We start from the raw sequence: 21,798 nt of genomic DNA on the forward strand, positions 1-21,798 counted from the left end.
AAGGTGCCCGTGCTCGCTTTCGCCCTGCCCCGGCTGCTCGACGTCCCGGCCGCCTCCCGCCGGTCGATGTCGGTGGTCGAGCGGAACGTGGCGACCCTGCGCCCGGCCTACTTGCTGCTGCTGCTCTCCGGCTTCGTCGAGCCGCTGCTCTACCTGCTCAGCATCGGGGTCGGCGTCGGCGCGCTGATCGGCGACCTCACGTTGCCCGGCGGCGCCGTGGTGCCGTACGCCGCGTTCGTCGCGCCGGCCATGCTCGCCTCGTCGGCGATGACCGGGGCGCTGGCCGAGACCACGTTCAACTTCTTCGGCAAGATGAAATACCTCAAGCTCTACGACGGGATGATCGCCACGCCGGTCCGGCCGTTCGAGATCGCCCTCGGCGAGCTGGCCTGGGCGATGGTGCGGGGCAGCGCCTACTCGGCGGCGTTCCTGGTGGTCATGGTGGCGATGGGGCTGACCACCGCCGGCCGGGCCGCCGTCGCGCTGCCGGCGGCCGTGCTCGTCGGCTTCGCCTTCGGCGCGCTGGGCATGACCATCGCCACGCTGATGCGCAGCTGGCAGGATTTCGACCTGCTCGGCTCGGCCCAGTTCACCCTCTTCCTCTTCTCCGGCACGTTCGTGCCGGCCGAGGCATACCCGGCGGTGCTGCGCTGGGTCGTGGAACTCACCCCGCTCTACCGGTCGGTGCACCTGATCCGGGGGATCACCCTCGGTGAGGGTGGCTGGTTCTGGCTGCCCGACGTGCTCTACCTGCTGGTGGTGCTCGGGGTGGGGCTGGCGGTGGCCGGCCGCCGGATGCAGCGACTGCTCTACCGCTGAGGCGTTAGCCGGCGGTCCCGACGGGGCAAGTGCAGGGGGACACCGCCGACCACGAGGGAGGGGCGATGGCCTCCGACGAGTCTCCCGCCCGCGACGGGCGCGACCGGGAAGAACCCGGCAGCACGACCGCGATCGAGCCCCACCACGGCCGGCACCACGACGACCCGCCCCGCGTCGGGCGGGACCGCGACGACCCGTCCAGGGTCGGGCGGCACCACGACGACCCGGGCCGGGCCGGGCGGAACCGGGGACACGTCGGGCCGGTCGGGCCGGACGCCGGGCCGGACAGCCCGACCGAGCTGCCCGGCGCGGGCTGGAAGGCGGCGCTGCGCCGCACCAGGAAGGAGTTCCAGGAGGACAGCCTGACCGACTGGGCCGCGGCGCTGACCTACTACGGCGTGCTCTCGATCTTCCCCGGCCTGCTGGTGCTGATCTCGCTGCTGGGCCTGCTCGGCGAGCGGGCCACCGAGGGCGTGAAGGACACCGTCAACCAGGCCGTGCCGGAGGAGAACATCCGCCGGATCATCGAGGGCGCGATCGAGCAGGCGGGCGCCTCCGGCGGGCTGGCCAGCATCGCCGCGATCGTCGGTCTGCTCGCCGCCTTCTGGTCCGCCTCCGGCTACGTCGCCGCCTTCATGCGCGCCTCCAACTCGATCTACGACGTGCCGGAGGGCCGGCCCATCTGGAAGACCCTGCCGATCCGGATCGGGGTCACCGCGGTCATCGGCGTGCTGCTGCTGGCCAGCGCGGTCATCGTCGTGTTCACCGGCAGCCTCGCCGAGCAGGCCGGTCAGGCGATCGGGGCCGGCGGCGCCGCGGTCACGATCTGGAACATCGCCAAGTGGCCGGTGCTGCTGATCCTGGTCAGCCTGATGTTCGCCATCCTCTACTGGGCCTCGCCCAACGCCCGGCACGGCGGCTTCCGCTGGGTCAGCCCGGGTGGCGTGCTGGCCGTGGTGATCTGGCTGATCGTGTCCGGCCTGTTCGCCCTCTACGTGAGCAACTTCGGCTCGTACAACAAGACCTACGGCGCGGTCGCCGGTGTGATCATCTTCCTGGTCTGGCTCTGGCTGAGCAACATCGCGATCCTGCTCGGCGCGGAGTTCGACGCCGAGCTGGAGCGGGGCCGGGCCATCTCCGCCGGCCACCCCGCCGAGGAGGAGCCCTACGTCGAGCTGCGCGACGACCGCAAGCTCCGCAAGAAGCGCAACGCCGCCACCGGCCGCTGACCCACCCGCCCCGATCGCCCCGCCGCACCCACCCGCGGCGGGGCGATCCACGTCTCCCCGCCCCCCGCCCGCCTGCCGCCTCCGCCCGCCCCGGAGGGGACTACTTCGGGGATGCTGTGCCTTCCGCCTGCTGGGAGGGGGACTACTTCGGTGAAGTTGTCCCCTGCGCCTGCCCGGGAGGCGGCGGGGTGGGGGAGGGGGCGAGGTTTGGGACGGGGATCGGCCCGTTGCGGGGAGGGGTGCGGCGGGAGCGTGCGCCTGTCGGGGGCGCAATGAGCAGGGCGGATGGCGGGTCGGCCGGTGGTTTGGGGGTCACCCGCCGAGGGTCGGTGAGCTTTCCTTGATCAACTCTTAGCTTTTGTTCGTTGGTACAAAAGTTGGCGTCGGATTGGTTGAAGCTCTGGACAGGCGGCGCGGAAGGCTCTTACTGTGTCGAGCACAACACATCGCCAGTGCTTCGATGTGAACGAGTCCGATGCGGAGGTGGGTGCGGTGCGGACCGAGGACCCCCTGCACGTACGGCTGTTGCGGTTGCTCCGCGACGAAGGGGCGGTGTCCCGGGCGGAGCTGGGGGACCGCCTGGAGATGCCCCGCCCGCGTCTGCTCGCCGAACTGGAACGGCTGGTCAGCCTCGGCTACGTGGCCGAGGCGGGCCTCGCGGCCTCCCGGGGCGGACGCCGCTCCACCCTGGTCGAGCTGAGCCCGCGCCTGCGCTTCGCCGCCGTCGACCTGGGCGCCAGCTCGATCGACGTCGAGGTGGTGAACGGGCGGCTGGAGCCGATCGCCGCGTACGCGGAGGCGGCCGACATCCGTTCCGGCCCGAAGACGATCCTGCAGCGGGTCAACGAGCTGCTGCACAAGGCCAAGGTGGACGGCGCGTACGAGCGCCTCGACGCGGTCGGCGTCGGCGTGCCGGGGCCGGTGAGCTTCCGCGACGGGGTGCCGGTGTCCCCGCCGATCATGCCGGGCTGGGACCGGTTCCCGGTGCGTGAGCTGCTCACCCGGGAGCACGGCTGCCCGGCGGTGGTCGACAACGACGTAAACATCATGGCCATCGGCGAGCGGCACGGCGGGGTGGCGCACTCGGTGGACGACTTCCTCTTCGTGAAGATCGGCACCGGCATCGGCTGCGGCATCTACCTCAGCGGCGACGTCTACCGCGGCACCGACGGGTGCGCCGGCGACATCGGCCACATCCAGGTCGACGCCAACGGCCCGATGTGCTCGTGCGGCAACGTGGGCTGCCTGGAGGCGCTGTTCAGCGGCGGCGCGCTGGCCAAGGAGGCGACCGCCGCCGCCCGCAGCGGCCTCTCCCCGGCCCTGGCCGAGCGGCTGGCCGAGCGGTCCGAGTTGACCGCCCTGGACGTCGCGGAGGGCGCCGGCGAGGGTGACGTCACCTGCATCCAGCTCATCCGCGACGGCGGTCGCCGGGTGGGCGGCGTGCTGGCCGGCCTGGTCAGCTTCACCAACCCCTCGATGATCGTGATCGGCGGCGGGCTGGCCCAGCTCGGGCACATCCTGCTGGCCGAGATCCGCAGCGTGGTCTACCGCCGGTCGCTGCCCCTGGCCACCGGGAACCTGCCGGTGGTCCTGTCCGAACTCGGTGGCCGGGCCGGCGTCACCGGCGCCGCCGTTCTCGCCAGCGACGTCGCCTTCGGGGAGGCATCATGAGCGCCGCCGACGACCGCGACCCCACCGCCACCGGTCCCGCCGCGCCGGACCGCCGGACCGCCACCGGCGGCCACCAGAGCGCGACCGCCGACCACCACGGCGCGACCGCCGCCGGCCGGCACGCCGGGCCGGACCAGGAGGTCACCGGCCGGCACGCCGCGGAGCAGGAGCAGGACGGCGGCCTTCGGCCGCTGGTGGAGGCGCCGGCCGACACGGTCGCCGGCGAGGTGGTGCTGCGGCTCACCGACGTGGTCAAGACCTTCCCCGGCGTACGGGCGCTGGACGGGGTGCAGTTGGAGGTGCGGGCCGGCGAGGTGCACTGCCTGCTCGGCCAGAACGGCGCCGGCAAGTCCACCCTGATCAAGGTGCTCGCCGGGGTGCACCGCCCGGACTCGGGCGAGGTGGCGTGGCGCGGCGAGCCGGCCGCCTTCGCCAACCCGCAGGCCGCGATGCGCGCCGGGATCGCCACCATCTATCAGGAACTCGACCTGGTGGACGACCTCTCGGTCGCGGAGAACGCCTTCCTCGGTCACGAGCCGCGCCGGCTCGGTTTCGTCCGCCGCGGGCACATGGCCCGCCGCACCCGGGAGATCCTGGCCCGGCTGGGCCACGGGGAGATCCCGCCCGGCCGGCTGGTGCGCCACCTGCCCGCCGCCGGCAAGCAGGTCGTCAGCATGGCCCGCGCGCTGTCGCACGAGGCCCGGCTGATCATCATGGACGAGCCGAGCGCGGTGCTGGCCCACGACGAGGTGGGCAACCTCTTCCGGATCATCCGGGAGCTGACCGCGCAGGGCATCGCCGTCATCTACATCTCCCACCGGCTGGAGGAGATCCGCGAGATCGGCGACCGGGTGACCGTACTCAAGGACGGCCGGACCACCGCGGCGAACCTGCCGGCCCGCGACACCCCCACCCGCGACCTGGTGTCCCGGATGACCGGCCGCACCATCGAGTACGTCTTCCCGGACCGCCCGGCCGACGAGCCGGCGGGCGCGGAGCTGCTCACGGTGGACGGGCTGACCCGGGCCGGGGAGTTCGCCGACGTCTCGCTCACCGTCCGGGCCGGCGAGATCGTCGGCATCGCGGGGCTGGTCGGCTCCGGCCGCTCGGAGCTGCTGGAGACGATCTACGGCGCCCGCCGGGCCGAGTCCGGCACGGTCCGGATGGACGGCCGGGCGTTGCGCGCCGGCAGCGTGGGCGCGGCGGTGAGGGCCGGCATGGGGATGGCCCCGGAGGAGCGCAAGAGCCAGGCGCTGCTGCTCGGCGAGCCGATCTACCGCAACGTCACACTGGCCACCTTCAGCCGGTACTCCCGGCTCGGCTTCACCGACGCCGGGCGGGAACGCGACGAGGCCGGCCGGATCGCCGACAACCTGGAGCTGCGGCCCCGCGACGTACGCCGCCCGGTCGGCACCCTCTCCGGCGGCAACCAGCAGAAGGTGGTGGTCGGGCGCTGGCTGCTCGGCGACACCCGGCTGCTGCTGCTGGACGAACCCACCCGCGGCGTGGACGTGGGCGCGCGGGCCGAGCTGTACCAGGTGATCCGGCAGTTGGCCGCGCAGGGCGTCGGGGTGCTGCTGGTCTCCAGCGAGGTGCCCGAGGTGCTCGGCCTGGCCGACCGAGTGCTGGTCATGCGGGAGGGGCGGGTCGTCCGCGAGGCCCCGGCCGACGAACTCGACGAGAACACCGTCCTCGACCTCGTCATGGCGGGGTCCCTGATGGAAGGCGCACCGGCATGACGACCGACAGCACCAAGGCCGCGCCCGACCGGGCGGAGTTGCCGGCCCAGTCGCCGCCGGTGGACCCGGCGCAGACGGCGGCGGCCGAGCACGCCGCCGCCGGCAAGGCCCCGACCGGCCGGATCCCGTTCTGGAGCGGCGACGGCGGGGAGGGCGCCCGGCGCAACCTGGGCCTGCTCGCCACCCTGGTCGTGCTCGTGGTGATCGGCATCGCCACCCGGCCCGACCTGTACGGCAACGCCAGCTGGGTGTGGGGCAACACCCTCACCATCCTCAAGCTCGCCTCGGTGGTCGGCGTGGTCACCGTCGGGATGACCTTCGTGATCATCGGCGGCGGCATCGACCTGTCGGTCGGCGCGATCGTCGCGCTCGCCGGGGTGTGGTGCACCACGGTCGCCACCCAGAGCTACGGCGCCGGCGGCATGATCTTCAGCGCGCTCGTCGTCGGGCTGGCGGTCGGCGTGGTCAACGGCCTGCTCATCTCGTACGGGAAGCTGGTGCCGTTCATCGCCACGCTGGCCATGATGGTGGCCGCCCGAGGGCTCGCCGCGGAGATCTCCGACAAGCAGACGCAGGTCTCCGACAACCAGTTCATCAACGGCATCGCCAGCACCCAGCCGCTCGGCATCCCGCTGCTGGTCTACATCCTGGCCGCGGTGGTCATCGCGGGCTGGGTGCTGCTCAACCGGACCACCTTCGGCCGGCGCACGGTCGCCGTCGGCGGCAACGCCGAGGCCGCCCGGCTCGCCGGCATCAACGTACGGCTGCACACCCTGCTGCTCTACGCGCTCTCCGGCCTGTGCTGCGGTATCGCCGCGATCATGCTGACCGCGCAGGCCAACTCCGCCCAGGCGGCGATGGCCAACCTGTACGAGCTGGACGCGATCGCCGCCGCCATCATCGGTGGCACGTTGCTCAGCGGCGGGCGGGGCACCATCGTCGGTTCCCTGCTCGGGGTCATCATCTTCTCCACCATCACCAACCTCTTCGCCATCAACGGCCTCTCCACGGAGGCGCAGAACATGGTCAAGGGCGGCATCATCGTGGCCGCCGTCCTGATCCAGCAGGTGCAGTTCGGCAACCTGGGCAACCGCTTCGGCCGCAAGCGGGCCAGCACCGCCTGACGGCGCCGGACCGGCACCGTCCGCCCCACCCCGTCCACCCCGTACCCGATCAACGCTGCACCGGCGGCCACCTGACCCATTGATGGTGGCCGGGCCGACCACACCCTTTTTCTCCCCCCACCCGGAATTCTCAGGAGGTCGACATGACATCCAACGGCCGCGACCTGTCCCGCCGTCGACTGCTCTTCGGCGGGGCGGCGCTCGGCGCCGGCGCCCTGCTCGTCGGCTGCACCAGCAACGAGGAGACGCCCACCGAGGCGCAGACGAAGGCCGCCGTCACCGAGTCCGGCGGCAACAGCACCCCGGGCAAGCAGGTGACCATCGGCTTCTCCGCCCCGGCCGCCGACCACGGCTGGATCGCCGCCATCACCAACAACGCCAAGGCACAGGCCGGGGCGTACTCCGACGTGGAGTTCAAGTCGGTGGAGGCCGGCGCGGACGCGGCGGCCCAGCGGGCGGCGCTGTCCACCCTGATCTCCCAGAAGCCGGACGTCATCGTCCTGCTGCCGCACGACGGCAAGGAGCTCAACGCCTTCGGCCTGGAGGCGATGAAGGCCGGCATCCCGGTGGTCAACCTGGACCGTGCCTTCCCGGACGCCAAGGCGTACCGGCTGCAGATCAAGGGCGACAACTACGGCATGGGGGTGGCCGCCGCCACCTTCATCATCGAGCAGCTCAAGGCCAAGGGCGTCAGCAACCCGATCATCGGTGAGATCCCCGGCATCGACTCGCTGGAGCTGACCCAGGAACGCTCGAAGGGCTTTGCCGACACCCTCGCCGCGAGCGGCCTCAAGGTGGCCAACCGGCGGCCCGCCGAGTTCACCGCCGACTCCGGGCAGCAGGCCGCCACCGGCCTGTTCCAGGCCCTGCCCAAGATCGACGCGATCTGGAACCACGACGACGACCAGGGCATCGGCGTCCTCGCCGCGGTCAACCAGGCCAACCGCAAGGAGTTCTTCATGGTCGGCGGCGCCGGCTCGAAGAAGGCCATGCAGGACATCCATGCCGACAACACGGTGCTGAAGGCGACCGTCACCTACAGCCCGTCGATGGCCTCCTCCGCCATCTCGCTGGCCCGCCTCATCGGCCAGGGCCGGGGCATGTCCGACCTGGTGGAGCTGCAGGTGCCCAAGGAGATCGTGCTGGCCTCCGAGACGATCACGAAGGAGAACGCGAGCGACTACCTGAAGCTCGGGTTCTGACACACGGTTGGGAGACCTCCCTTGTCCACTGACAACAGGCAACTGCGGGTCGGCATGGTCGGCTACGCGTTCATGGGTGCGGCGCACTCGCAGGCGTGGCGCACCGTGAACCGGGTGTACGACCTGCCGGCGCGGGTCCGGATGTCGTCCATCTGCGGCCGGGATCCGCAGAAGGTGGCCGAAGCCGCCGACCGGCTCGGCTGGGACGGCTGGACCACCGACTGGCGGGACCTCGTGACGTCCGACGAGATCGACGTCGTCGACATCTGCACACCGGGAGACAGCCACGCTGAGATCGCGCTCGCCGCGCTGGCCGCGGGAAAGCACGTGATCTGCGAGAAGCCGCTGGCCAATACGGTCGACGAGGCTCGGGCGATGGCCGCCGCGGCGGCGACCGCCCGAGCCTCGGGGGTGCGTTCGATGTGCGGGTTCAACTACCGCCGGGTGCCCGCGGTGACCATGATGCGGCAGCTGGTCGCCGCCGGACGGCTCGGAGCGATCCGGCACGTCCGCGCGACGTACCTGCAGGACTGGATCGTGGACCCGCAGTTCCCGCTGGTCTGGCGGTTGCAGAAGGACAAGGCGGGCTCCGGCGCGCTGGGTGACATCGGTGCGCACATCATCGATCTCACCCAGTACGTCACCGGCCAGCGGATCACCGGGGTCAGCGCGATCACCGAGACCTTCGTCAAGGAGCGGCCGTTGCCGGCCGGCTCCAGCGGCCTGGCCGCGCACGTCGACGGGCACGGGTCGGTCGACGGGCACGGCTCCGCCGACGGGCACGGCCCGGCCACCGGCCAGGTCACGGTCGACGACGCGGCGGTCTTCGTCGCCCGGCTCGACGGCGGCTCGCTGGCCACCTATGAGGCCACCCGGTTCGCCACCGGCCGCAAGAACGCGCTCCGGGTGGAGATCAACGGTTCGCTCGGCAGCCTGGTGTTCGACCTGGAACGCCTCAACGAGCTGGAGTTCCTGGACGGCACCCAACCCGCCACGGAGCAGGGCTTCCGCCGGATCCTGGTGACCGAGCCCGAGCACCCGTACCTGTCGGCGTGGTGGCCGCCGGGTCACATCATCGGCTACGAGCACTCCTTCACCCACCAGATGCGCGACTTCGTCGAGGCGGTCGCCACCGGCGCCGACCCGCAGCCGTCCTTCGAGGACGCGCTCCAGGTCCAACTGGTGCTGGACGCGGTGACCCGCTCGGCGGAGCAGGGCTCCAGCTGGACCGTGGTGGGCCCCGAGTTGGCCTCGGTGGCCGCCTGAGCCACGGCGGTGCCGGCATCCGCCGGCGCCGCCATCGACCCCCCGGTGCCGGCACCCGCCGGCGCCGCCATCGACCCCCCGGTGCCGGCATCCGCCGGCGCCGCCATCGACCCGGTGCCGGTCCGCCGGCACCCCGACCCACCCGCGGTCGCGGCGCCCGCCGCACCGCCCGAGTTCGCGACGGTGGCCCACCCGCCCCCGTCGCCCGACGGCTCCCCGGGCCCGACCGGCGAGGGCCGGCCGCGGTTGCGCCCCGCGGCCGGGACGAGGCCGGATCCGGAGGGCGTGCGACCGGCACCCAGGTGTCCGGTGGCGCACGAAGCAGGACGGTCGTCCGATGCGGCCGGACCGGGATTCCCCGGCCGCACCGGACGACCGGACAGGACCGACGCGGGGGAGGCAGGGCCGGACGCCGACCGACCCTGCCTGTCGGCCCCGCCCGCCCCGACCGTCCGGGTCCGCCCGGGCCGGTGCCGCCGACATCGGCACCGGGCAACCCACGACGGGCGGGGGCGGGCGGGGCCATCCGCGTCGACCACGGCTGGTCCGTACCGCGGCCGGCGAGCAACGCCGGCCACGACGGGCACCGGCCCCCGAGGACGGGAAGGAGCATCATGCGTACGGGTGTCTGGCTGGTGGGAGCGCGCGGCTCGGTCGCGACCACCAGCATTGTCGGGGCGCTCGCCCTGCGGGCCGGCCTGGCCGACCCGACCGGCTGCGTCACCGAGCTGCCCGAGCTGCGGGGACCCGCCCTGCCGGCTTTCTCCGACCTGGTCTTCGGTGGACACGATCTGGTGTGCACGCCGCTGACGAAGCGGGCCGAGTCGCTCGCCGACGCGCAGGTCGTGCCCGCCCGGCTGGTCGCCGCACTGACCGACCGGCTGGCCGCGGTGGAGAACGACCTGCGGCCCGCCCCGACCGGCGGGAGCCAGGCCGAACGGGCCGACGCGCTCATCCGGGAGCTGACCGCCTTCCGGGAGCGGCACGCGCTGGAGCGGCTGGTGGTGGTGAACGTCTCGGCCACCGAGCCGATCGCCACGCCGCACCCGGCGCACGCCGACCTCGACGCGCTGCGGGCCGCGCTGGCCGGACCGGACGAGGTGCTGCCGTCCAGCTCGCTGGCCGCGTACGCGGCGTTCACCGCCGGGGCAGCGTACGTCGACTTCACCCCGTCGACCGGGGCCCGGCTGCCCGCGCTGGCGGACCTCGCCGCGCGGCACGGCCTGCCGTACGCGGGGCACGACGGGAAGACCGGGGAGACCCTGGTCAAGTCGGTGCTCGCCCCGATGTTCGCGATGCGCAACCTGGCCGTGCGTTCCTGGTCCGGGGTGAACCTGCTCGGCGGTGGCGACGGCGCCACGCTGGCCGAGCCGGCCGCCAACGCGGCCAAGGTGGAGAGCAAGCAGCGGGTGCTCGGCGAGACGCTGGGCTACGTCCCGCAGGGACACACCCGGATCGAGTACGTCGAGGACCTCGGCGACTTCAAGACCGCCTGGGACCTGGTCACCTTCGCCGGGTTCCTCGGCACCCGGATGCGGATGGAGTTCACCTGGCACGGTTGCGACTCGGCGTTGGCCGCGCCGCTGGTGCTGGACCTGGCCCGGCTCACCGCCGCCGCGCACGCCACCGGTCACAGTGGACCCCTGGCCGACCTGGCGTTCTTCTTCAAGGACCCGCTGGGCGCGCCCACCCACTCGCTGGCCGAGCAGTGGGCCCGGCTGCGGGACTTCGCCCGCCGGCTGCACACGGGAGGTGCCGATGGGCCGCGTGGCTGACCTGGTGGAGCTGGTCCGCGCGCCGGCCGGGCTGTCGGTGCCGGGGGACGTGCTGGCCGGGGCCGCCGCCGCGGGGACGCTGGGCCGTCGTACGCCCGCCCTGGCCGGCGCCTCGGTGCTGCTGTACTGGGGCGGGATGGCCGCCAACGACTGGGCCGACCGGCGGTTGGACGCGGTGGAGCGGCCGGAGCGGCCGATCCCGAGCGGCCGGATCAGCCCGTCCGCCGCGTTCGGCGTCGCCGCCGGCCTCACCGTCGCCGGGGTGGCGCTGGCCGCCGCCGCGGGTGGCCGCCGGGCCGCCGCCGTCGCGGTGCCGCTGGCCGCCACCGTCTGGGGCTACGACCTCGCCGCCAAGAACACCGCGGCCGGACCGGCGGTGATGGCCGCCTGTCGGGGGCTGGACGTGCTGCTCGGCGCGACCGCCGGCCGGCTGGCCCGGGCGGTGCCGGCGGCGCTCACCGTGGCCGCGCACACCTGGACCGTCACCGAGCTGTCCCGCCGGGAGGTGACCGGCGCGGATCGACGATTGCCGCAGGCAACCCTGGCCGGCACGGCCCTGGTCGCCGCCGCCGCGGTCGGCCCGCGGGCAGGCGTGGTGCCGGCCGCGCTGGCCGCCGGGTACGCCACCCGCTACGGCGGCGCCCAGGCGCGGGTGCTCGCCGACCCGTCCCCGGGCACCGTCCGGGCCGCGGTCGGCGCCGGGATCACCGGCCTGCCCGCGTTGCAGGGCGCACTGACCGCCCGGGCCGGGGCGCGGCTGCTCGGCCTGGCGGTCGCGGCGGCCGCCCCGCTGGGCCGCCGGCTGGCGCGTCTGGTGTCGCCGACATGACCGCGCCGACGCCGCTGGACCCGACGGAACTGCGCCTCGGATACGGCACCAACGGCTTCGCCAACCACCGGCTCGACGACGCCCTCGCGGTGCTGGCCGACCTGGGCTACCGGGGCGTCGCGCTCACCCTTGACCACGACCACCTCGACCCGTTCGCGCCGGGGCTGGCCGCCCGGGTGGCCGCCGTACGCCGCCGGCTGGACGCCCTCGGCCTGGCCGTGGTGATCGAGACCGGGGCCCGCTACCTGCTCGACCCGTGGCACAAGCACGCGCCGACCCTGCTGCACGACGAGCCGGACCGCCGGATCGAGTTCCTGCGCCGGGCGGTGGCGGTCGGGGCGGACCTGGGCGCCGAGGCGGTCTCCTTCTGGTCCGGCGTACGCCCCGACGGGGTGCCGCCGGAGCGGGCCTGGGACCGCCTGGTCGCCGGCTGCGCGACGGTCTGCGAAGCGGCCGGGGTGGCCGGCGTGCCGCTCGGCTTCGAGCCGGAGCCGGGGATGCTGGTGGCGGACATCGCCGACTGGCGCCGGCTGCGCGCCGCCCTCGGCGACCCCCCCGGCTTCGGCATCACCCTCGACATCGGACACTGCCGCTGCCTGGAGCCCCGGCCGGTGCCCGACTGCGTACGCCAGGTCGGCGAGCACCTGGTCAACGTGCAGATCGACGACATGCGGCGGGGCGTGCACGAGCACCTGGAGTTCGGCACCGGCGAGATCGACTTCCCGCCGGTGCTGGCCGCGCTGGCCGAGGTCGGCTACCGCGGGCTGGTCGCCGTGGAACTGCCCCGGCACTCGCACGCCGCCCCGGCCGTCGCTGCGGCGTCGCTGGACTTCCTGCGCGCCGCCGCCCGGTCGGCGTCACCGCGCCGGGACGACCGCGGGCCGGCCGCAGCGGAGACACCCGACCCGGCCCCTTTGCTCTGCTTCAACGGAGGCAACACTTCCGGGCCCTCGGTGTCGCCTGGGGTGAAGCAGAGCAAAGGCGGCGACTGACACACCCGGCGGCCTGACCACCTGCCACCCGGCTCAGAGGGGAGACGGCATGACACCGGACCGACTGCGCGCCGCGCTGGACGGCGTACCCGATCAGGAGTGGCTGGACGCGGCGCTGCGCCGCGTCGCGGCCGACCCCGGCGAGATCCCGCGGCTCTTCGCCGCCGCCGGCCGGCACTGCGGTCGCGGCCCGCTGCCCGACCCGCCGGGCTGGACCGCCGACGAGGCGGCCCGGGTGCTGCTGCTGACCGCCCTGCGCGCCGGGCACGCGAAGACCGTCACCGCGCTCTACCGGGACGGCGACGCCGCCGAGAAGCGGGCCGTGCTGCGCGCGCTGCCGCTGCTGCCGGTCGGCCCGGCCGGCGTGCCGCTGCTGCTCGACGCGCTGCGCACCAACGACACCCGGCTGGTCGCCGCCGCCCTCGGCCCATACGCCCGGCACCTCGACCAGGCCGCCTGGCGGCAGGGGGTGCTCAAGTGCGTCTTCATGGGCGTGCCCCTCGAGGCGGTCGCCGATCTCGACGAACGGGCCGACGGCGAACTGGCCGTCATGCTCGGCGGGCTCGCCGCCGAGCGCGACGCCGCCGGCCGCGCCATGCCCGCCGACGCCACCGCACTGCTCGCCCAGCTCAGCCCCAGGGAGGCCTGATGCGCATCTTCGACCCCCACATCCACATGACGTCCCGGACCACCGACGACTACGAGCGGATGGCCGCGGCCGGGGTGCGCGCGGTGGTGGAACCGGCGTTCTGGCTCGGCCAGCCGCGGAGCAGCCCGGCGAGCTTCACCGACTACTTCGACTCGCTGATCGGCTGGGAGCCGTTCCGCGCCGGCCAGTTCGACGTGCGGCACCACGCCACCATCGCGCTGAACCCGAAGGAGGCCAACGACCCGCGCTGCCGGCCGGTGCTCGACCTGCTGTCCCGCTACCTGGACAAGGACGGCGTGGTCGCGGTCGGCGAGATCGGCTACGACTCGATGACTCCGGAGGAGGACGAGGCGTTCGCCGCGCAGCTCGCCCTCGCCGTCGCGCACGACCTGCCGGCGCTGGTGCACAGCCCGCACCGGGACAAGGCGCGCGGCGTCGAGCGCAGCCTCGCCGTGGTCGCCGAGTCCGGCATCGAGCCGGGCCGGGTGGTGATCGACCACCTGAACGAGGTGACCGTGAAGCTGGTCCGGGACACCGGCTGCTGGCTCGGCTTCTCCATCTATCCGGAGACCAAGATGTCCCCACCGCGGATGGTGGAGCTGCTCAAGACGTACGGCACCGAGCGGATGCTGGTGAACTCGGCCGCCGACTGGGGGCGCTCCGACCCGCTGCTCACCCGGGCCACCGGGGAGGCGATGCTGCTCGCCGGGTTCACCGACGACGACGTCGACCGGGTGCTGTGGCGCAACCCGGTGGAGTTCTACGGGCAGTCCGGGCGGCTGGACCTGGCCGGCGTGGACCACCCGGCTGCCACCTTCGCCGGCAACTCGATCCTGCGCGGGGGTGAGTGATGCGGCTCCGGCACGCCGACGGCAGCACCGTCCACCTCGGCTACTGCACCAACGTCCACCCGGCCGAGGACCTGGCCGGTGTCCTCGCCCAGCTCGACACGTACGCCCGGCCGGTGCGCGAGCACCTCGGCGCCGACCTGCTCGGGCTCGGCCTCTGGCTGGCCGCCCCGGTCGCCGCCGAGCTGGCCGCCGACCCGGCGCTGACCCGCCGGCTGCGCCACGAGCTGACCGTACGCGGCCTGGAGGTGGTCACCCTCAACGGTTTCCCGTACGCGGCCTTCCAGGCGCCGGTGGTCAAGGGCGACGTCTACCACCCGGACTGGACCACGCCGGACCGGTTGGCGTACACCCTGCACCTGGCCCGGGTGCTGGCCGACCTGCTGCCCGACGACGCGGCCCGCGGCTCGATCTCCACCCTGCCGCTGGCCTGGCGGGACCCGTGGGACCCGACCCGGGCCGACGCGGCGCGGCACCGGCTGGACCAGCTCGCCGACGGGCTGGCCGCGGTGGAGCGGGAGACCGGCCGCAGCGTCCGGGTCGGCTTCGAACCGGAGCCGGGCTGCGTGGTGGAGTCCACCGCGCAGGCCGCCACGGTATTGTCAGGCATGGATGTGAGCCGGTTGGGGATCTGCCTCGACCTGGCCCACCTGGCCTGCGCCTGGGAGGAGCCGGCGGCGGCGCTGGCCCGGCTGCGCGACGCCGGGCTGCCGGTGGTCAAGGTGCAGGTCTCCGCCGCCGTCGAGGCCGGCGACCCGGCCGCCGCCCGGGGCGCGCTGCACCGCTGGGTGGAACCCCGCTTCCTGCACCAGACCCGGTCCGCCGGGTGCGCCGGCGGCGTCGACCCGGCCGACCCGGCGTACGCCGCCGACGACCTGGACGCCGCGCTCGAGGCGCGGCTGCCCGGGGCATGGCGGGTGCACTACCACGTGCCGTTGCACGCCCCGCCCGAACCACCGCTGACCTCCACCGTGCCGGTGCTGCGGGACGCCCTGGCCGGGCTCTTCGCCGGCCCGGCCGCCGGCTGCGACCACCTGGACGTCGAGACGTACACCTGGGGGGTGCTGCCGGCCGAGCGGCGACCGCGCACCGACGCGGACCTGGCTGCCGGCATCGCCGCCGAGCTGGCCTTCGCCCGCGACGAGCTGGTCGCCGTCGGCCTGACGCCGGCGACCGCCGCCGTGCCGGCCGGATCGGGGGTACGCCGATGAGCCGCCCCCTGGTGGTGCTGAACGTGGTCGGGCTGACCCCCCGGCTGCTGGCCCACATGCCCCGGCTGCGCGCGGTCGCCGACGGCGGGTTCACCGCCGAACTGGGCACCGTGCTGCCGGCGGTCACCTGCTCGGCGCAGGCCACCTTCCTCACCGGCGAGCCGCCGAGCGGGCACGGCATCGTCGGCAACGGCTGGTACTTCCGCGACCTCGGCGAGGTGCTGCTGTGGCGGCAGCACCACGGGCTGATGGGCGGGGAGAAGGTGTGGCAGGCCGCCCGCCGGCACCGGCCGGACTACACGGTGGCCAACGTCTGCTGGTGGTACGCGATGGGCGCCGACGTCGACTGGACGGTCACCCCGCGCCCGGTCTACCACGCCGACGGGCGCAAGGACCCGGACTGCTACACCGACCCGCCGGAGCTGCACGACGAGCTGACCGGCAAGCTGGGCACCTTCCCGCTCTTCACCTACTGGGGGCCGGGCGCCGGGATCACCTCGTCGCGGTGGATCGCCCGGGCGGCCGAGCAGATCATGGCCGGGCACCAGCCCGACCTGACCCTGGTCTACCTCCCGCACCTGGACTACGACCTGCAACGCTTCGGCCCGTCCGCGCCGCAGGCGGGGCAGGCCGCGGCTGAGCTGGATGGGGTGCTCGGGCCGTTGCTGGACGCCGCGCGCGACCGGGGGGCGACGGTGGTGGTGCTCTCCGAGTACGGCATCACCGAGGTCTCCCGGCCGGTCGACGTCAACCGGCTGCTGCGCGCCGAGGGGCTGCTGCGGGTGCACACCCAGCAGGGCATGGAGTACCTCGACCCGTGGACGTCGCGGGCGTTCGCCGTCGCCGACCACCAGGTCGCCCACGTGTACGTGAAGGACCCGGCCGACCTGCCGGCCGTGGCGAAGCTCTGCGCCGGCCTGCCCGGGGTGGCCGAGGTGCTCGACGCCGACGGCCGGGCCCGGTACGGGCTGGACCACGACCGGGCCGGCGACCTGGTGCTGGTGGCCGAGCCGGACTCCTGGTTCACCTACTACTACTGGCTGGACGACGCGCGGGCCCCCGACTTCGCCCGGCTGGTCGAGATCCACCGCAAACCCGGCTACGACCCGGCGGAGCTGTTCTTCGACCCGGCCGCGCCGGGTGCCGCCAAACGCCGGGCGGCGGTGGCGCTGGCCCGCAAGAAACTCGGCATGCGGTACCTGATGAGCGCGATCGGGCTGGACGCCGGCGCCCGGGCCGTACGCGGCTCGCACGGCCGGCTGCCGGCCGACCCGGCGGACGGCCCGGTGCTGCTCTGCTCCGACCCGTCCGCCGCCCGGGAACGGGTGGCCGCCACCGAGGTCAAGGCGCTGCTGCTGGAGCTGGCCGGCCTGCCGACGGGCACGCCGTGACGGTGACCGTCGCCCCGGCGGACGCCGCCCGGCTGCGGGCCCGGTTCGACGCGGAACTCGCCGCGTTCCTGGACCGGCAGGGCCCGGACTGGCCGGACGGCGCGCCCCGGGGCGTGTTCACCGCGCTGTACCGCTTCGTGCTGGCCGGTGGCAAGCGGCTGCGCCCGCTCTTCTGCTACTGGGGCTGGCGGGCCGCCGGCGGCCGGGACGAGACCCCGATCGTGGTGGCCGCGGCGGCGCTGGAGCTGTTCCACGCCTTCGCGCTGATCCACGACGACATCCTCGACGGCAGCGACCGCCGCCGGGGGGAGCCCTCGGTGCACCGGATCTTCGCCGACCTGCACGCCCGCTCGTCCTGGCGCGGCGACCCCGAGGCGTACGGGCGCAACACCGCCCTGCTCTGCGGGGACCTCTGCGCCGCCTGGTCCGACCAGATGTTCCACGAGTGCGGCCTGAGCACCGACGACGTGCACCGGGGGTACGCGTGGTTCGCGCTGATGCGCACGGAGGTGATCGCGGGGGAGTACCTCGACCTGGTCTCCGGGGTGGGGGACGGCTCGGTGGCCAGCGCGTTGACGGTGATCCGGATGAAGGCCGCCCGGTACACGGTGACCCGGCCGATGCAGATCGGGGCGGCCCTGGCCGGCGCGGACCCGTCCCTGCTGGAAGCCCTGGTCGAGTTCGGCGACCCGCTGGGCGACGCCTTCCAGCTCCGCGACGACGTCCTCGGGGTCTTCGGTGACCCGGCGGTGACCGGCAAGTCCGTCCTGGACGACCTGCGGGAGGGCAAGCCGACGGTGATGATGGCGCTGGCCCGGGACGCCGCCGACCGGACCCAGGCGGCGCGGCTGCGGGAGCTGTTCGGCAACGCCGAACTGGACGCCGACGGCGCCGCCGAACTGCGGAAGATAATCGAGGGGACCGGGGCGCGGGAGCAGATCGAGCAGATGATCCGGGTCCGCGCCGACGCCGCCCGGGCGGCGCTGGAAAGCCTGCCGGTGGCGGGGCCGGCGCGGGCCGCCCTGGCGGCGCTGGCCGAGCAGGCGGTGGACCGTACGGCGTGATCCCGGCAGTCAGGAGTTGACAGGCGCATGAGATTCCTCCGTACCCTGCTCGGCACGGCCACGGCGGTCCTCGCCGCGACCGCCTGCACCGCGCCGGACCCCCCGGACCCGGCGGCCACCCCCACCCCGGGCGGGTCCGGCGACGCCGGCTACCAGGTGCTGGTCTTCTCGAAGACGGCCGGCTACCGGCACGACTCCATCCCGGCCGGCATCCAGGCGATCCGGGAGCTCGGCGCGGCCCACGGCTTCGCGGTGACCGCCACCGAGGACGCCGCCGCCCTCACCGGCGACCTCGGCAGGTACGCGGCGGTGGTCTTCCTCAACACCAGCGGCAACGTGCTCGACCCGGCCCAGCGGGCGGCGTTCGAGGCGTACATCGGGGCGGGCGGCGGGTTCGTCGGGGTGCACGCGGCGGCCGACACCGAGTACGACTGGCCGTTCTACGGCGAGCTGGTCGGCGCCCGGTTCGCCCGGCACCCGCAGGTGCAGCGGGCCACCATCCGGGTGGAGGACCGCGGCCACCCGGCCACCGCGCACCTCGGCCCGACCTGGGTCCGCACCGACGAGTGGTACGACTACCGCACCAACGCCCGGGCCACGGCGCACGTGCTGGCCAGTCTGGACGAGTCGTCGTACACCGGGGGAGGGATGGGCGGCGACCACCCGCACGCCTGGTACCGGGCGTACGCGGGCGGCCGGTCCTTCTACACCGGTGGCGGCCACACCCGCGAGTCGTACGCGGAGCCGGCGTTCCGGGCGCACCTGCTCGGCGGCATCCGGTACGCGGCCGATCGGGCCTGACTTTCATCAGGATGAGCGGAAGTTCACGCCGCCGGGTCAGAAGCTGTGGACAAGCGTATCGAGAACCGTTAATGTCGCCGCCAACGCGAACATGTTTCGTCGAGGTGTCCCGGCGGCGCGGTACGCCCTCGACGGCTGGCCCCGACGGACCGCGGACGGCCTCGCCCGCGAGCCCGGCACCCCACCCCGCAACGGCATCCGGCGCGACGGCGCGCGCCCCGCCCTGGCAGCTGCGTCAGGAAGGGACACCACGATGTCCAACCACCCCGCCCCCACCCCGACACCCCCACCCACCCGCCGCCCCGGCCGACCCCGGTTCCCCGCCGGGTTCGCCGCGCTGCTGCTCGTCGCCGCGGTCGGCCCGGTCACCCTGGCCGCCGGCCCCGCCCCCGCGGCGGCCCACCCCATCACCGCCAGCGACTTCCAGCAGGTCGAACTCGCCCGCGGCGTCGCCGAGACCGGCGAACCGATGTCCCTTGCGGTGCTGCCCGACCGGTCCGTGCTGCACACCGCCCGCAACGGCACGTTGCGACGCACCGACGCCGCCGGCGCCACCCGGGTGATCGGCACCCTGGCGGTCTACAACCACGACGAAGAGGGCCTGCAGGGCGTCGGCGTCGACCCCAACTTCGCCAGCAACCGGCAGATCTTCCTCTACTACGCCCCGCCGCTGTCCACCCCCGCCGGCGACGCCCCGGCCACCGGCACGGACTTCTCCGCCTGGCAGGGCGTCAACCGGCTGTCCCGGTTCACCCTCAACGCCGACTTCACCCTCAACCAGGCCAGCAAGGTCGACGTGCTCGACGTGCCGGCCGACCGGGGGCTGTGCTGCCACGTCGGCGGGGACATCGACTTCGACGCCGCCGGCAACCTCTACCTCTCCACCGGCGACGACACCAACCCGTTCGAGTCCGCCGGCTACGCCCCACTCGACGAGCGGACCAACCGCAACCCCGGGTACGACGCGCAGCGCAGCGCCGGCAACACCAACGACCTGCGCGGCAAGATCCTGCGGATCAAGGTGAACGCCGACGGGTCGTACTCGGTCCCGGCCGGCAACCTCTTCGCGCCCGGCACCGCGAAGACCCGGCCGGAGATCTACGCGATGGGCTTCCGCAACCCGTTCCGGATGAGCGTCGACCGGGCCACCGGCGTGGTCTACGTCGGCGACTACGGGCCCGACGCCGGCAGCTCCTCGGCGCGCGGCCCGTCCGGGCAGGTCGAGTTCGACCGGGTCACCGGCCCGGGCAACTACGGCTGGCCGTACTGCACCGGCACCAACACCACCGCCGAGACGTACGCCGAGTGGGACTTCGCCACCGGCACGGCCGGACCGAAGTACAACTGCGCCGGCGGCCCCACCAACAACTCGTTCCGCAACACCGGCCTGACCACCCTGCCGGCCGCCAAGCCGGCCTGGATCCGGTACGCCGGTGACGCCGGCAGCCCGCCCGAGTTCGGCAGCGGCTCCGAGTCGCCGATGGGCGGCCCGGTCTACCGGTACGACCCGGCCAACGCGGCGGCCACCAAGTTCCCGCAGTCCTTCGACGGGCAGTTCTTCGCCACCGAGTTCGGCCGGGGCTGGATCAAACCGATCCACGTCAACGCCGACGGCTCGCGCGGCGCCATCGACACCTTCCCGTGGACCGGCAAGCAGGTGATGGACTCCGCGTTCGGGCCGGACGGGTCCTACTACGTGCTCGACTACGGCACCGGCTACTTCAACGGCGACGCCAACTCGGCGCTCTACCGCTTCGACTACATCGGCTCCGGCAACCGGGCCCCGATCGCCCGGGCGTCGGCGGACCGGACCTCCGGCACCGCCCCGTTGACCGTCGCGTTCTCCTCGGCCGGGTCGTCGGACCCGGAGGGCGGGGCGCTGACCTACTCCTGGGCGTTCGGCGACGGCAGCACCTCCACGGCCGCCAACCCGACGAAGACGTACGGCGCCAACGGCGTCTACACCGCCACGCTGACCGTCCGGGACCCGCAGGGCGCCACCGGCACCGCCAGCGTGACGGTGACGGTCGGCAACACCGCGCCCACGGTCACCATCGACACGCCCGGCGACGGCCAGCTCTTCTCGTACGGGGACACGGTGCCGTTCCGGATCACCGTCCGCGACGCCGAGGACGGCACCATCGACTGCGCGAAGGTGCGGATGACCTACGTGCTCGGCCACGACCAGCACGGCCACCAGATCACCTCGACCACCGGCTGCACCGGCTCGATCACCATCCCGGTGGACGGCGAGCACGACGAGGCGGCGAACATCTTCGGCATCTTCGACGCCGAGTACACCGACGCCGGTGGCCTCACCACGCACACCCAGCACACCCTGCAACCCCGGCACCGGCAGGCCGAGCACTACAAGACCGCGTCCGGGATCAACACCTTCGCCAAGACCCCCGCCGAGGGCGGCCGGACGGTCGGGGACATCAACAACGGGGACTGGATCGCCTTCCAGCCGTACCAGCTCGGCACCGTCACCTCGTTCACCGCCCGGGTCTCCTCGGCCGGGGCCGGCGGCACCCTCCAGCTCCGGGCCGGCTCACCCACCGGCACGGTGCTCGGCCAGGCCACCGTCCCGGTCACCGGCGCCTGGGACGTCTTCACCACGGTCAGCGGCACCGTCACCGGCGCGCCGAGCGGCACCACCACGCTCTACCTGACCTTCGCCGGCAGCGGCACCGGGGCGCTCTTCGACCTGGACTCGTTCACCCTCGCCACCTCCGCGGTGCGTACCGGGCCGATCAAGGGGCTGGGCGGCAAGTGCCTGGACGTGCGCAACGCGGCCACGGCCGACGGTACGCAGATCCAGCTCTACACCTGCAACGGCACCGCCGCCCAGTCGTGGACGGTGACGCCGAACTCGACGGTCAAGGCGTTGGGCAAGTGCCTGGACGTCGCCGGTGGCGGCTCCGCCGACGGCACGAAGATCCAGCTCTACACCTGCAACGGCAGCGGTGCGCAGAACTGGTCCGCGCAGGCCGACGGCACGGTACGCAACCCGCAGTCCGGCAAGTGCCTCGACGTCTCCGGCAACACCTCCACCGACGGCACCCCCGTGCACCTGTGGACCTGCCACACCGCCGCCAACCAGAAGTGGACCCTGCCCTGACGTGTAAGGGGGCCCCGCCTAACGCATTCTGCTGTGGCGGGGGCCCCTCCTAACCGCTAGGAGAGCG

The 21,798-nt window shown here is 73.8% G+C and carries 16 protein-coding genes and 1 pseudogene; all 17 read left to right on the forward strand.

The window, feature by feature from the left end; genetic code table 11:
* The first annotated feature begins 9 nt into the window (after positions 1-9).
* The 17 genes and pseudogenes from AB0H57_RS09165 to AB0H57_RS09245 all read left to right on the forward strand — a co-directional run bounded on the left by AB0H57_RS09165 (position 10) and on the right by AB0H57_RS09245 (position 21,731).
* The gene (locus AB0H57_RS09165) at positions 10-819 is read left to right on the forward strand and encodes an ABC transporter permease (protein WP_357504311.1); all 810 of its coding nucleotides are present in this window, start codon (positions 10-12) and stop codon (positions 817-819) included.
* 65 nt (positions 820-884) lie between these two features.
* Positions 885-2,048 carry a YihY/virulence factor BrkB family protein gene (locus AB0H57_RS09170; protein ID WP_357504313.1) on the forward strand — a complete coding sequence of 388 codons (1,164 nt, stop codon included), beginning with the start codon at positions 885-887 and terminating at the stop codon, positions 2,046-2,048.
* 492 nt (positions 2,049-2,540) lie between these two features.
* Positions 2,541-3,719 (forward strand): ROK family protein, encoded by a 1,179-nt coding sequence (locus AB0H57_RS09175; protein ID WP_357504315.1) that lies wholly within the window; start codon positions 2,541-2,543, stop codon positions 3,717-3,719.
* Between the two features lie 227 nt (positions 3,720-3,946).
* A complete protein-coding gene (locus AB0H57_RS09180; protein WP_357504498.1) occupies positions 3,947-5,458 on the forward strand; it encodes a sugar ABC transporter ATP-binding protein in 1,512 nt (503 codons plus the stop codon).
* Positions 5,455-6,582 carry an ABC transporter permease gene (locus AB0H57_RS09185; protein WP_357504317.1) on the forward strand — a complete coding sequence of 376 codons (1,128 nt, stop codon included), beginning with the start codon at positions 5,455-5,457 and terminating at the stop codon, positions 6,580-6,582. The genes AB0H57_RS09180 and AB0H57_RS09185 overlap by 4 nt, the downstream gene beginning before the upstream one ends.
* Positions 6,583-6,725: 143 nt before the next feature.
* Positions 6,726-7,784 (forward strand): substrate-binding domain-containing protein, encoded by a 1,059-nt coding sequence (locus tag AB0H57_RS09190; protein WP_357504319.1) that lies wholly within the window; start codon positions 6,726-6,728, stop codon positions 7,782-7,784.
* A 21-nt stretch (positions 7,785-7,805) separates the two neighbouring features.
* On the forward strand, positions 7,806-9,050 hold the full coding sequence (locus tag AB0H57_RS09195; RefSeq protein ID WP_357504320.1) for a Gfo/Idh/MocA family oxidoreductase: 1,245 nt from the start codon (positions 7,806-7,808) through the stop codon (positions 9,048-9,050).
* Positions 9,051-9,664: 614 nt separating this feature from the next.
* Positions 9,665-10,825, forward strand: a complete 1,161-nt coding sequence (locus AB0H57_RS09200; protein ID WP_357504322.1) for an inositol-3-phosphate synthase — start codon at positions 9,665-9,667, stop codon at positions 10,823-10,825.
* A complete protein-coding gene (locus AB0H57_RS09205) occupies positions 10,809-11,654 on the forward strand; it encodes an SCO3242 family prenyltransferase (protein WP_357504324.1) in 846 nt (281 codons plus the stop codon). Before AB0H57_RS09200 ends, AB0H57_RS09205 begins: the two co-directional genes overlap by 17 nt.
* Entirely contained in the window at positions 11,651-12,646 is a 996-nt protein-coding gene (locus AB0H57_RS09210; RefSeq protein ID WP_357504326.1) for a sugar phosphate isomerase/epimerase family protein, read from the forward strand. Before AB0H57_RS09205 ends, AB0H57_RS09210 begins: the two co-directional genes overlap by 4 nt.
* Positions 12,647-12,695: 49 nt before the next feature.
* Positions 12,696-13,295: an EboA domain-containing protein gene (locus tag AB0H57_RS09215; protein ID WP_357504328.1), complete on the forward strand. Its 600-nt coding sequence runs from the start codon at positions 12,696-12,698 to the stop codon at positions 13,293-13,295.
* Positions 13,295-14,146, forward strand: coding sequence for a TatD family hydrolase (locus tag AB0H57_RS09220; RefSeq protein WP_357504330.1), 852 nt, complete (start codon positions 13,295-13,297; stop codon positions 14,144-14,146). Before AB0H57_RS09215 ends, AB0H57_RS09220 begins: the two co-directional genes overlap by 1 nt.
* A complete protein-coding gene (gene eboE, locus AB0H57_RS09225; protein ID WP_357504332.1) occupies positions 14,146-15,354 on the forward strand; it encodes a metabolite traffic protein EboE in 1,209 nt (402 codons plus the stop codon). Before AB0H57_RS09220 ends, eboE begins: the two co-directional genes overlap by 1 nt.
* Positions 15,351-16,745, forward strand: a complete 1,395-nt coding sequence (locus AB0H57_RS09230; RefSeq protein ID WP_357504334.1) for a nucleotide pyrophosphatase/phosphodiesterase family protein — start codon at positions 15,351-15,353, stop codon at positions 16,743-16,745. The genes eboE and AB0H57_RS09230 overlap by 4 nt, the downstream gene beginning before the upstream one ends.
* A gap of 2 nt (positions 16,746-16,747) precedes the next feature.
* A complete protein-coding gene (locus tag AB0H57_RS09235) occupies positions 16,748-17,809 on the forward strand; it encodes a polyprenyl synthetase family protein (RefSeq protein ID WP_357504336.1) in 1,062 nt (353 codons plus the stop codon).
* Positions 17,810-17,836: 27 nt separating this feature from the next.
* A pseudogene (locus AB0H57_RS09240) lies at positions 17,837-18,598 on the forward strand (ThuA domain-containing protein); the annotation flags it as partial.
* 265 nt (positions 18,599-18,863) lie between these two features.
* Positions 18,864-21,731 (forward strand): PQQ-dependent sugar dehydrogenase, encoded by a 2,868-nt coding sequence (locus AB0H57_RS09245; RefSeq protein ID WP_357504338.1) that lies wholly within the window; start codon positions 18,864-18,866, stop codon positions 21,729-21,731.
* Positions 21,732-21,798: the final 67 nt, after the last annotated feature.

Source organism: Micromonospora sp. NPDC050686 (assembly GCF_040654475.1).
In the GTDB taxonomy this organism is placed as follows: domain Bacteria; phylum Actinomycetota; class Actinomycetes; order Mycobacteriales; family Micromonosporaceae; genus Micromonospora.

Bases quoted from the DNA above. Each gene is read 5' to 3' on its own strand.
- AB0H57_RS09205 (WP_357504324.1), top strand. From the start codon at position 10,809: ATGGGCCGCGTGGCTGACCTGGTGGAGCTGGTCCGCGCGCCGGCCGGG.
- eboE (WP_357504332.1), top strand. From the start codon at position 14,146: ATGCGGCTCCGGCACGCCGACGGCAGCACCGTCCACCTCGGCTACTGC.
- AB0H57_RS09200 (WP_357504322.1), top strand. From the start codon at position 9,665: ATGCGTACGGGTGTCTGGCTGGTGGGAGCGCGCGGCTCGGTCGCGACC.
- AB0H57_RS09190 (WP_357504319.1), top strand. From the start codon at position 6,726: ATGACATCCAACGGCCGCGACCTGTCCCGCCGTCGACTGCTCTTCGGC.
- AB0H57_RS09185 (WP_357504317.1), top strand. From the start codon at position 5,455: ATGACGACCGACAGCACCAAGGCCGCGCCCGACCGGGCGGAGTTGCCG.
- AB0H57_RS09210 (WP_357504326.1), top strand. From the start codon at position 11,651: ATGACCGCGCCGACGCCGCTGGACCCGACGGAACTGCGCCTCGGATAC.
- AB0H57_RS09220 (WP_357504330.1), top strand. From the start codon at position 13,295: ATGCGCATCTTCGACCCCCACATCCACATGACGTCCCGGACCACCGAC.
- AB0H57_RS09170 (WP_357504313.1), top strand. From the start codon at position 885: ATGGCCTCCGACGAGTCTCCCGCCCGCGACGGGCGCGACCGGGAAGAA.
- AB0H57_RS09215 (WP_357504328.1), top strand. From the start codon at position 12,696: ATGACACCGGACCGACTGCGCGCCGCGCTGGACGGCGTACCCGATCAG.
- AB0H57_RS09230 (WP_357504334.1), top strand. From the start codon at position 15,351: ATGAGCCGCCCCCTGGTGGTGCTGAACGTGGTCGGGCTGACCCCCCGG.
- AB0H57_RS09245 (WP_357504338.1), top strand. From the start codon at position 18,864: ATGTCCAACCACCCCGCCCCCACCCCGACACCCCCACCCACCCGCCGC.